The sequence below is a fragment of the Pantoea sp. alder81 genome, assembly GCF_020179835.1.
Lineage (GTDB): Bacteria > Pseudomonadota > Gammaproteobacteria > Enterobacterales > Enterobacteriaceae > Pantoea.
In genome coordinates this window covers 148,480-160,123 of sequence record NZ_JAIUDA010000005.1, presented here as the reverse complement: position 1 = coordinate 160,123, position 11,644 = coordinate 148,480, and the positions used below count along the sequence as shown (strand labels likewise).

At 52.6% G+C, this 11,644-nt stretch carries 6 protein-coding genes; 2 read left to right on the top strand and 4 right to left on the bottom strand.

The window, feature by feature from the left end; genetic code table 11:
* Positions 1 to 295 precede the first annotated feature (295 nt).
* On the bottom strand, positions 296 to 5,845 hold the full coding sequence (locus LBW88_RS15420; RefSeq protein WP_224933217.1) for an autotransporter outer membrane beta-barrel domain-containing protein: 5,550 nt from the start codon (positions 5,843 to 5,845) through the stop codon (positions 296 to 298).
* Between the two features lie 576 nt (positions 5,846 to 6,421).
* On the opposite strand from LBW88_RS15420, the gene LBW88_RS15415 reads away from it, so the two are divergent.
* Together LBW88_RS15415 and LBW88_RS15410 are read left to right on the top strand one after the other, a co-directional pair.
* Entirely contained in the window at positions 6,422 to 7,765 is a 1,344-nt protein-coding gene (locus LBW88_RS15415; protein WP_224933218.1) for an MFS transporter, read from the top strand.
* 136 nt (positions 7,766 to 7,901) lie between these two features.
* Positions 7,902 to 9,059: an alpha-hydroxy acid oxidase gene (locus LBW88_RS15410; protein WP_224933219.1), complete on the top strand. Its 1,158-nt coding sequence runs from the start codon at positions 7,902 to 7,904 to the stop codon at positions 9,057 to 9,059.
* Between the two features lie 217 nt (positions 9,060 to 9,276).
* Here the strand turns inward: LBW88_RS15410 and arnF are convergent, their stop codons facing one another.
* The 3 genes from arnF to arnT are packed head-to-tail and all read right to left on the bottom strand — an operon-like array spanning position 9,277 to position 11,632.
* The gene (gene arnF, locus LBW88_RS15405) at positions 9,277 to 9,645 is read right to left on the bottom strand and encodes a 4-amino-4-deoxy-L-arabinose-phosphoundecaprenol flippase subunit ArnF (RefSeq protein WP_224933220.1); all 369 of its coding nucleotides are present in this window, start codon (positions 9,643 to 9,645) and stop codon (positions 9,277 to 9,279) included.
* The gene (gene arnE, locus LBW88_RS15400) at positions 9,642 to 9,974 is read right to left on the bottom strand and encodes a 4-amino-4-deoxy-L-arabinose-phosphoundecaprenol flippase subunit ArnE (protein WP_224933221.1); all 333 of its coding nucleotides are present in this window, start codon (positions 9,972 to 9,974) and stop codon (positions 9,642 to 9,644) included. Before arnE ends, arnF begins: the two co-directional genes overlap by 4 nt.
* Positions 9,971 to 11,632 carry a lipid IV(A) 4-amino-4-deoxy-L-arabinosyltransferase gene (gene arnT, locus LBW88_RS15395; protein WP_224933222.1) on the bottom strand — a complete coding sequence of 554 codons (1,662 nt, stop codon included), beginning with the start codon at positions 11,630 to 11,632 and terminating at the stop codon, positions 9,971 to 9,973. Before arnT ends, arnE begins: the two co-directional genes overlap by 4 nt.
* Positions 11,633 to 11,644 lie beyond the last annotated feature (12 nt).

The window sequence follows — 11,644 nt, the reverse complement described above, 5'->3', positions numbered from 1 at the left end:
GAAATACAGCAGAACAAAACAGAAATGACGCTATCGGTATTTTTATTTCATGTTAATTTTTATTTGAAATTCATTTTTCGAAATGTGACATCAAGCATTCTGGCTGATTTATTTTGATGGTTAAACATCAAAAGGGAGCGTTAATTTAAAGAGAGAGAGGCGAAGAAGGATTCGAATAACCCTGGATTGAGGTGGGCGATATTAATTAATGGCGGCGTGTATGTATTTAAACATTCGAGCGAGGAAATAAGAAAACCCTTACGCCAATGCCTATTGGCGTAAGGGGTGAATAGAATCAGAATTGCCAGCGAACACCGCCGTTGTAGCGCCAACCTTTGGTGCCGTTACCATCAATTTCCTGGCGATAGTCCGCCTCGGCGTACAATGAGAGATTCCCTTTCAGCGCAGCCGTGCCACCGATGCCAACGTCCCACATCTGACCAAACTTCCCGCTGTCAAAACTGACGCTATCCGCGCTGCCGTTAATGCCCGCTCGCGTGGTCGCTGCCCCTCCCCAACCGCGCGTGTAATTGGTACGGATGTAAGGCGTGTATTGCTGCCCAGCTGCATCTTGCCAGCTTCGATCCAAACGCGCGCCAATGCGACCAATGGTTTGATCGTAATCGCCCCAACTGACGCGGGTGTTATCTCGATCCACCAGATCATCCATGTTGAGCTGCAGGTACATTAATTGCGCCTGCGGTTCAAGGCGAATGCCGTTGCCCAGCTGCCATGGATAGCCCGTTTCCAGGGACGCGCCCCAGCCATTGCCTTTCAGTTTGCCCACCTCTTTTTGCCGCGCAATATCGGTATCGCCACGATGCCAGTCGAATGACAGCGCCCCATCAACATAGAAGCCACTGTCACGTAGCCAGGTGCCGTAAAGCGACAAGGTATCGCTATCGAAGCTGGTTGAACTGTAACCGTCCGCTGCATCGGGACGAATACGGGCATTACCGCGGGTATAGGCCACGCCGGCTCGCAAACTGTCGCTGGCGCCCTGCAGATGAATCAGATTGCCGCCCAGTTGCACCGCGCTGTAATCAAGATCGAAATCGTAGCCGTTTTGACTCAGGCTGCGATCCGTCTTGTAAGTCAGATTGGATCCAAGATAACGAATAAACATCTCGCCGCCGTTACCCGCGCTGCTGCCTGAATCCTGGCGCAATTCGCCCAATCGCTTATGCAGATCGTCCATCACCGCCATGTTGTAGTAGGCCAGCCCGACCGGCGCAGAAATATATGATGGCATCTGAGGCGTAAGTTGTGGACGCACCGCATTACCTGCCGCATCGCTGACAAAGTTGCTCGCAAGACGAAAATCCTGACCGGTTCCGTTTGAACTGTTGTAAAGGCCATATTGATAGGGACCGGATGCGACATAGCCATTCGCCAGCACGAAGCTGTTAGCACCGGCGTTGCCTGTCACCTGCGCCAGTGTAATACCTTGCTCCGGCGTAATAACCGCCAGGCGGTTCGCCACCGGGTTAACATCCAGCATTGTGGTGCCGCTGGTATTGCCATTCACGCGCACGCTGTCGCTTACACCATTGTCAATCTGCGTGTTCAGCTTCACATGACCGCCAGCTGAATTGAGATCCCCATCAATGGTCAGCGTGTTGCCCGGCACCCCATTGCCATTGGTCAAATCCAGCGTACCGGCATTATTCACTACCAGCGAACCATCCGTTGCCCCACTCAGTAGTGGATTGACGCCATCACCCGCATACAACGTTGAACCTTCATCGATATTGATGGTGCTGTGCGCCAGTTTCAGATTATCGGTCAACGTCCACTGGGTGTTATTAAAGTTAATGGTGCTCCAGCCGCCGCCAAGATTGGTCCCTTTACTCAAGTCATCGGCAGAGAATGACCCGCCGCGCGCATTGATGTCATTAAAATACAGCGTACTGCCTGCACCATTCTGCGTGGTGATGTGCCGGGTGTTAGCCAAATCTACTTTTTCCACCAGCGCCTGGTTGGTGCCGTTCCCCATAGTCACGCTGCCATTCAGCGTACCGCCAGACACCTGCACGATGTCGTTACCGGCACCGGTATTCACATCCCCCACCACGCTACCTGACATCAGCGCAATCCGGTCGTTGGTCGCGCCGCCCGCCACCACCTCAATATCCGGGAAAGTCGCGCTGATTTGCCCCTGGTTGATAAACAATGTCTGTCCACCGCGCAGATCAATCACTGGTGACACTTTACTGTTTGAAACGATATTGCCCCGGTTAATTACCTCACTGGCCGTGTCAGTAACAATCGCCGATCCACCAGTAAAGTCATACACGCCGATAAAGCCTTCGTTGATCACTTTGCCGGTCGTATTGGCGCGTACACCGGTTGTGTTGGCACCCGAAAGGAAAATGTAATAATTGGGACCGAGGGTTAAATCGTTATGGGTGACAGAACCATCCTCATTGGCAAACAGATAGCCGATGCCCGGCGCGTTGGTCTGGCTGTTACTGCTGACATTGAGATAAACATGGTCGTCATAGCCGAACGAGGTTGCCGAGCGAATACCATTACCGCCATTGACGTCCAGTCGCACATAATTCAGGGCAATATTGCTGGTTTCTGCACGGTTATTAATAAGATTGCGGGCACCACTCAATTCCACATGATCGGCGCTAAATCCTGCGGCACCGTTATCAATCAACACCGTGTCTGCGTCACCGCTGGACCAGATATTGCTGCTGTAGCTGTTGTACTGATCGCCTTGCCCATCCCCAATGATGTTGAGCGAACCGCCATTGCCGACGCGAATGGCAGCCGTTCCTTCAGAATAGATTTGTCCGCTGCTTTGCCGATAAGTCGAGGATCCTGATGAGGCATCCAACGCCACCCCTTTATACGCGGAAATCGAACCACTGTTGATCAGCAGGCCGCCGTCCGTCAGTGCAATCGCGCGGCTGTTATTGCCATTGACGGTGATGGTGCCCTGGTTATTGATATTGCCGTAGCTGCCAGCGCTGAATAACGAGATATTCTCAGCATCCGTCGTCAGATTGGCGCTGTTACTGATGCTACTAAAGCCTTCAAGCGCCTGATAACCGATTTGATTGGCAGCATGGAAGGCAATTTGACTGCCTTCACCAATCTCCACCTTACCGCCATTAGCCGCCTGTGCGCCTACCGCATGTTCACCGTACAAATTAATGGTGCCATTTTGGTATAAATAAGCTGCGTCACCATAAGCCACGCCACCCACGGAAGGCAGTGCCGCGCTGGCATTACCTGCGGAGACATTGATCGTGCCGTTGTTGGTTGCACTTGCGCCAACCGAGTAGGTGTAACCCTCGACGTAAAGCCCGCTACTGCCATTGGTAATCGACACCGATCCATTATTGGTGGCATTACCGCCAAGCGATGCGATCCCGGTGGTGTTGCTGCCTTGCAGCGTGATATCACCGTTATTGATCAACTGTCCCTGGCTACTGGCAATAAAACCAACCTGCCGATCCTGCGAGCCATGGATGTCCGCATTGTTTGTCAGCAAGGTGTTGGTGTAAGGAAGCCTGGTGGAATTGGTAATTAAGCCGTTGAGGTCGGTTCGATTGCCCTGTACCTGAGCCACGATGCTGTGTATGCCATTCATATTAATGGTCGTTGCCGCGTCGATTGTGCCCTGAGCCGCGCCCTCAATACGCAGGCCGATGCCATTTTCGCCGAGATTAAAGATCGCATTGCCGGTGCTGACCGTGGTGTTATCGCCACTGCCAAGAACGGCGGTGGAAAGGTTACCGTTTGAGTTTAGCGTCATGCCACTGCCATCAAAGTTCGCGCCATCCTGCACACGAAATATTGATGCGTTATCACCCGTTACGCCGTAGTGGCCATTCTCGGGCAGCAAGATTTTCGCGTTCGGGCCCATAGCGAGAAAGGTGATTTGATTAGCACCGCTGTTACCCGTAGGAACTGCCGCCTGCGCCACATTGACCGTGGCATTGCCTTCAGCGCGTATCCCAATCGCGCCCGCACCGTTTAAGGTGATCGGTCCGGTGATATCCGCCGAAGCGACGCCGCTATCGATACCTTTCACCCATACTGCGGTGTTTCGTGTCCCTGCTGTGACATTAGCATTCCCGGCAATATTGATTGGGCCACTGGACCAGGCGTGCGCAAGGCCACCGTCATTCGCCGTCACCAACAGGCCGGTGCCGTTATCGCCGTTAAGGTTAATCACCCCGGCGTTGCCCACCTGGCCGCCGCTGCCGGAATCCACCACTGCCAGCCCCGTGCCGCGACCGTTGACATCAATCACGCCATTGTTACGGGTGATAGCATCCCCGCCGCCGCTGACGCTCATCGCCGCGCCACCTTGTACACCAGACCCCATAACGATGTGGCCGTTATTGATTGCACTGGAGTTATCCAATTGAAGGATACCGTTGGCGCTATTCAGCAGAATGTCAGAGGTCGCATCACCCGGGTGATTTTGCGGCGTACGGCCAAGATAGATCGTGCCATTGTTGGTGAAGGTGCTCGCAGCGCCACTCAGCGTCACCGCTGTTGCGCTGCCGTTGTCACCGACCAGATTGATAGTGCCGTTGTTCACACCAGCGCTGTTATCCAGCAGGACGGCTGATCCCGTGCTATTGATAATGCCGTTGTTGATAAAATGACTGTCGCTGGCGTTGACGGCTAATCCGTTTATGCCGAGCGTGCTGTTATCAATCCCAGTGCCATCGGCATTATTGAAGAAACCGCTATTGATCACACCGTTATTGATGCCGCTGCTGCCATTGGTTAAGACCAGCGCATCATTATCGGTGATTCCGCTGCCGGTACTGGCAAGCTTGCCGTTAATGGTTGCGCTGGCACCATTGTCCGCACGCATTGCTCCACCGTTGGCATTGGCCACCTCAAGGGTTTTCCCCGCCTCAACGGTAGCATGCGCATTGGCACCATCCGCGCTGAGTACCACGCGTTCCCCAATTGGCAGGAAGGCTTCATCCTCATCCGGAGTATTCACTCCCCACACCACCTGTCCGCTGCTGAGCGTTACCGCTTTATTAAACTCGTTGTTGTAGTCAGCGGAACTGATTTGGCCGTTTCGCAGTTGATCAATCAGCCAGTCGTTGTAACTTTGCAGGTCACCCAACGACGTCACGTTGAAGTCGGTAGTATCGCCATACAGGCTGGTCACACTGAATGCGCCGTTATAGGTCACCAGATTGTCCACATTCAGGCCCCAGCGCGACACGGCAGGAATCTGCGTCGCGGTGAAAGTAATGCGGTTATCCGAATCCCAGTTCATATTGCCTTTATTACTGGCGGTAAATAAGCGGCTCTGTTTTGCCGCCATCTCCCAGCCATTGGCTACCGTGCTGGCTCCGTCAGTGCCTAATTGTACGTTAATGGTGCCATTACTCACTGAGGCGACACGCGCATCAATGTACTGTTGATTCTTCACCTCTTCGAAATCGGTGACCAGGGTGCTGCTATCGACTGGAGCAAGATTGCTCAACGCGGCAGTGTTGTAAGTCTGAAAATTGCTGTAAGAGCGTTGATCTTCATTAGGCACGGAGATAGTGAAATCCTGCGCACCTAAACTCAGCCTCTCTTTGCCTAATAAGTTGTTATCTGTCACCAGCCTGCCTTGATCCTGCAACTCGCCAATGGAGACCTGCAGTTCGCCACTTTTACCCGGCGCAAATTGCGGCAAACCCGTTAGCGACTGGGTGCTGCCATTACACACGCAAAACACCCCTACTTTGTTATCATTTTTCGCAGGGTCAAAGGGTTGAATAACGGCGGCATTGATTTGCATCGCAGGAATAATAATGCCTTGTGCAGCCAGCAAGCTGATAACCAGCGGTTTTAATTTAAACAACATCCTTTCCTCCAGAGAGAAAATAATATTTATCGCGCGGCAGCCAGCGCCGTGCATGACGGTTCATTTAATAAACGCGAGAACAAGAATGGAGAACGTATTATGTCGAGTTATCTCACCATTTCGTAAAGAAAACGTCTAGCTGGAGTTAAGGTGAATGGAGGGGTTTAAGTCAAATTAAGAATTAACCCTTTAATATCAGAAAGTAATGCGGGATTGATTTGTGATTACCTCCTCATTTATATCAATGTGTTAGCTTCAGTTTAAAGTCCAGGCTTTACTGAAATTATTATGATTTATACATTCTCATTATTAATGATCAAAAAAAACGAAAGGCGTCATTTCCAGTGAAATAGATCCATTCTATTTTTAACTTTAACGTCATTAAGATTAATAAGCGCAGCGCTATGACGGGCCGAAAATAATAGAGACTAACTTGATGACGTGTCGATTTTCGATGAGAGGTTTTAACGCGAGGATGTAAAATCGCGCCATCCTAAATCTGTGATCATTCGCGCAACAAACGAGCAAACATCCTTGTATGGTAGTCTAACATTATAAACCTGCAGGATTTTGGCTATGGCATCTTCTACCCTTACTCAGACCCAAACGGCACAGGGAAATCACACCTCACTTATCCGTCGTGTCGCTAGTGCTTCAGCGATTGGCACCGCCGCGGAATATTATGATTTCTTTGCCTATGGCACGGCTGCAGTGCTGTTTTTTGGCCACCTGTTTTTCCCCAGCCACGATCCTTTGATTAGCACCCTCGCCGCGTTTGCCACTTATGCTGTTGGCTTCCTCGCGCGGCCGATTGGCGGCATTGTGTTCGGCCATATCGGCGACAAAGTTGGGCGTAAAAAAGCATTGGTCGCCACTATTCTGATTGTCGGTCTCGGCACTTTCTGCATTGGCCTGCTGCCAACCTATGAAAAGATTGGCATCTGGGCGCCGGTGCTGCTGATCGCTATTCGCTTGCTGCAGGGTTTTGGCGTGGGCGGTGAACAAGCTGGCGCCGTCCTGATGACCGCCGAATATTCTCAGGCTTCACGACGCGGTTTCTTTGCCAGTTGGGTACAAATAGGTGCGCCGGTGGGGTTCCTGCTGCCGCTGGCATTGTTTGCCATTCTCAATGCCACTCTGAGCGCGGATCAAATGATGGATTGGGGTTGGCGCGTGCCCTTCTTACTAAGCGCACTGCTGGTGATTGTGGGTCTGTTTATTCGTTTACGTATCGATGAATCACCGGTGTTCGCCGCTATTCGTGAAACCAAAGCGGCCGAATCACGTCCTTTAAAAGAAGTGTTACGCGGCAATCCGCGTCTGGTGGTCAATGGTGTGGCCGCTAAGTTAATCGAGGCCTGCGCCTTTGCCCTTTTCACGGTGATCATCCTTGCGTGGGGCAAAGCCAATAACCTCGACGCTGGCATACTGATGAACAGCATGATCGTAGCGGTGATTCTCGAGATATTTGCTATTCCGCTGATGGGTGCCTTATCCGATAGGATCGGCCGCAAACCGGTATACATGATGGGCGCGCTGCTGATTGTGATTTCCATTGTGCCGTTCTTTTATGCCTTGTCGCAAAACAGCTACTGGCTGACGCAAATTGCGATGATTGTGGCGCTGACGCTCGGCCACAGCATGTGTTACGCCCCACAGGCGTCCTGGTTCCCGGAACTGTTCCCGACGCACATTCGCTGTAGCGGGATTGCGGTGATTTGGCAGGTGGGATCGTTAATTGGCAGTGGCGTACTCGGATTAGTGGCGGTGAAAATCCTGCAGGTGACCGAAGGGCACTGGTACGGGCTGGCACTGTATGTTGCGGTGCTGGGAGTCATTTCCGTGATTGGCCTGTTGCGCTTGCCCGAAACGGCACCGGGACGTCGCAATGGCGAATACCATACATGGGAGCAACACTAATTTTTTGATGGGCGCGCTGAGGTGCGCCCATATGCTTTATTCAGATAAACAATTCCACTTAAAGCATTTGTCAGATCCCATCATTGCAATAGCATGACTTTTCACTCTTTTATTCTCTCAGCTGAATCGCTATCTCATGCGCAAATTGCATCAACGTTGTCTCTCATTAAATGACTTCGAGAAATATGCCCAAAAACGTCTGCCCCATCCGCTGTTCGCCTATGTCTCCGGCGGTGTTGAGGACAACATTGCGCTACGTCACACTCAGCAGTCCTATGCCAGCTATGGCCTGATACCGGAAAATATGGTGGATGTATCGCAGCGCAATACAGACGTTGAGCTGTTTGGCCATCGCTATGCTGCGCCAGTCGGTATTGCACCGATGGGTATTTCCGCCATCACCGGTTTTCAGGGTGATATCGCCTTAGCGCGAGCGGCAGCCAGTAAAAACGTGCCCTTTATCATGAGCGGTTCATCTCTGATTCGGTTGGAAGACGTGGCCGCGGTCAATCCGGCGATGTGGTTTCAGGCCTATTTGCCTAAAACACTGGAAGAGATTGATGCATTAGTCGATCGCGTCAAGCGTGCGCACATTCCGGTACTGGTGGTCACGGTGGATACTCCGGTCAAAGCCAACCGGGAGAACAATGTGCGGGCCGGATTTGCGACGCCTTTTCGCCCCAGTCTGGCATTGGCGTGGCAAGGCGTCACACATCCCCGCTGGCTTTACGGCACGTTGCTGAAAACCCTGCTCGCTACGGGCATGCCCTATTTCGAAAACAATAACGCAGTGCGCGGCGCACCGCTGTTTTCAAAAAATGCCGTGCGTGATTTCAGCGGGCGCAGCCATCTGACATGGCAGCATATCGAACATATTCGTCAGCGCTGGACGGGCACCATGGTGATAAAAGGCATTCTCAGTCGCAACGATGCATTACGTTGTAAATCCATCGGCATCGACGGCATTGTGGTCTCAAATCACGGTGGGCGTCAGTTGGATACGGTGATCCCGCCAATTTATGTCTTGCCCGAGATTGTCGCCGCAGCGGGGAATATGACGGTGATGATGGACAGCGGTATCCGGCGCGGAACCGATGTGATTAAAGCGATGGCGCTAGGAGCAAAGGCCTGCTTTGTCGGCCGGCCTTTTAACTATGCTTGCGCAGTCGGGGGGACTTCTGGTGTTGAACTGGCTATTGACCTGATCGTGAATGAAGTGAACCGCGATATGGGCATGCTGGGTACGCCATCGCTGGCATACCTTAATGAAAAGCATTTGCGCAGGATAAAGTGACAATGTCACACAGCCTTACCCACTGATGATGTGTTATGGCTGATGAGCTAATGTGCAATACAACTTTAGCGCCAATATACGTGAGTTAAAAACCGCTGAGCGTCAACAGCCTATGGCTGAGTGACGCAAAAGCGGTCTGTTAGACGTGAAAAAAATTACGCAGCCGCTGGGTGTCCCGAGCGCTTCGGTTTTGCACATGCGAATGAATAACCCGTAGCTATGGCTTACGCGGCAGCGAAACGCACAACAATCCGAAGACAATCAGTAAAACGCCAGCAAAACTGCTCCAGCGGAAAGCTTCACCAAACAAAGAAATGGCCGCCAGCCACACCAGCACATAGCTCAGGCTCAACAACGGATAGAGCCGGTTTAGCGGCAAATGGCGCAGCGCCAGCATCCAGCACAGCATCGATAACGCATAAGCTCCCAGCCCAATACACAGCAGGAGCAGCGGCTGAAGATGCTGCCAGAATTGCGGGCTGAGTAACGCGGCTAATGGCGGGAAATCCAGCATCGCGGCACGCAGAACCAATTGCGCCAGTGACACCAGTAGCACGCTGCACAGCGCAAGAATCACCCCTTTCATAGGTGGCTCCCCATTAGCGCTACCCCGGCAACTATGGCCAGCGTGCCAAACCACTGTTGTAAGGTGTATGTCTCACGCCAGATCAACTTCGCCGCGAGGGCGACTAATACGAAGTTAAGACTTAGCATCGGATAGGCCACACTGACCGGCACCACCCGCAACACCAGCAGCCATAGCAACATCGCCACGCCGAGCAGAAAGATGCTCAGCGCGATCCACATAATGAGCCGTTTTTTACCGTGGCGCGTGCCCAGATACGCCGCCTGCTTTTGACAAAGCTGGGCGGCGCAGCTCAATAGACTAACCAAAAGAATGAGCAACAGATTCATGGCGTCGCGTTATAACCGTAATAGACCAGCCGGCCTTGACGATAGACATCATCCGGCGTTGGCATTGCAGGATCAGGTCCGTTCTCGCCCGAGTTGAGCATCATCACCACGGACACTTTGCCATGGCGACGATGTTCGCGCAGCCAGTCAGCAAATGCAGCACCATCGACATAGCGCGTTTGCGCATCGGGATAGCTGAGGCCGTATTGCAGTTCGCCCTTGGCATCGTAGAATGTGATATCACTGCGCTCTGTTTCCCACGCCACCGCAGCTGCGATGCCTGGATTGTCAGCCAGCAGATAGCGGCTGTCTGCCAGTTGATGATGCACTGCCCTTACAAAACTCTGTGGCTGTTTGGAATCACGAACTTTCTGCGGTATGGCAAAGCCCACCAGCAGCGCAAGCGCTAACGGGCAAACCGCCGCCAGTTGCCAGCGACAGGCACCCGGTTTAAGACTGAGCCATCCCATCATGCCCCAGCCTACAAAGGCCAGTACGCCACAGATCAACGGCAGTATTTCATCATGGGTGTAAACGGGCTTGTGCGCCAATCCCCATGGAGCAATCACCACCAACAGGACTACGGTTGTGATGGCGCCAAACAGCAGGTTGATCCAGCCATTAACTTTAAACACCTTCACTAGTTGTGCAGAACCACTGTAAGCGTAATGCGCCATTAACAGCGCCAACGGTGCAAAACACGGCATTATGTAGGTCGGCAACTTCCCTTTGGCGATGCTAAAGAACAGCAGCGGTAAGATCACCCAACTTAACAGGTAAACACTACCCGCATGTTGACTACGCTTGCGCCACGCACCCAGAAGTGAACCCGGCAGCAGCGCCAGCCACGGCAGACATCCCGCCAGCAACACCGGCAGGTAATACCAGAATGGCGCTTTGTGCTGCGCATCTTTCTCGGCGAAGCGTTGAATATGTTCGACCCAGAAGAAGTAATGCCAGAAATCCCCTTCCTGACGATAAATGGCCAGCGCCCACGGTGCACTGAGCAGCGCAGCAACGATGATTGTCAGTGGGCCCCAGCGCAAAAGCTCACCGAAGCGTTTTTGCCAAATCGCCCAGGGCACTATTGCCAACACCGGCACCGCCAGCGCGAGAAAGCCCTTGGTCATAAAGCCCATCGCACAGGCTGCGCCCAGCAGGACATAGCCACACAGGCGCTGTTGCGTGGTGGAAGCTTGCGCTACCATCCAATAACTGCACATCGCGGCGACCATCCATAACAGCAGGATCGGGTCGAGCACCGCGTAAGTGCCAATGCCATACACCAGCAGCGAGGTGAGAAAAATGATGCTGCCCGTCAGGGCGATTTTCCGGCTGGCAAACATCTGATGACCGAGCCAGTAAATCAACACGGCACTGAGCGTGATACAAAAAATTGAACCGGCGCGAACGCCAAAGTTGGTATGACCAAACAAGAGCTGGCCAATATTATTGACCCAATAACCCGCTATCGGTTTTTCGAAATAGCGCAAATCAAAGAAGTGCGGTACCACCCAATTGCCATTGACCAGCATTTCACGGCTGATTTCAGCATAGCGTGTTTCATCCGGCTGCCATAAGGCGCGGAATTCAATTGGGATAAGATAGTAGAGCGCGAAAAGCGCCAGCAACAGCGCCGTTTTGGTGCCTGTACGCATCCGTGGTTCCTA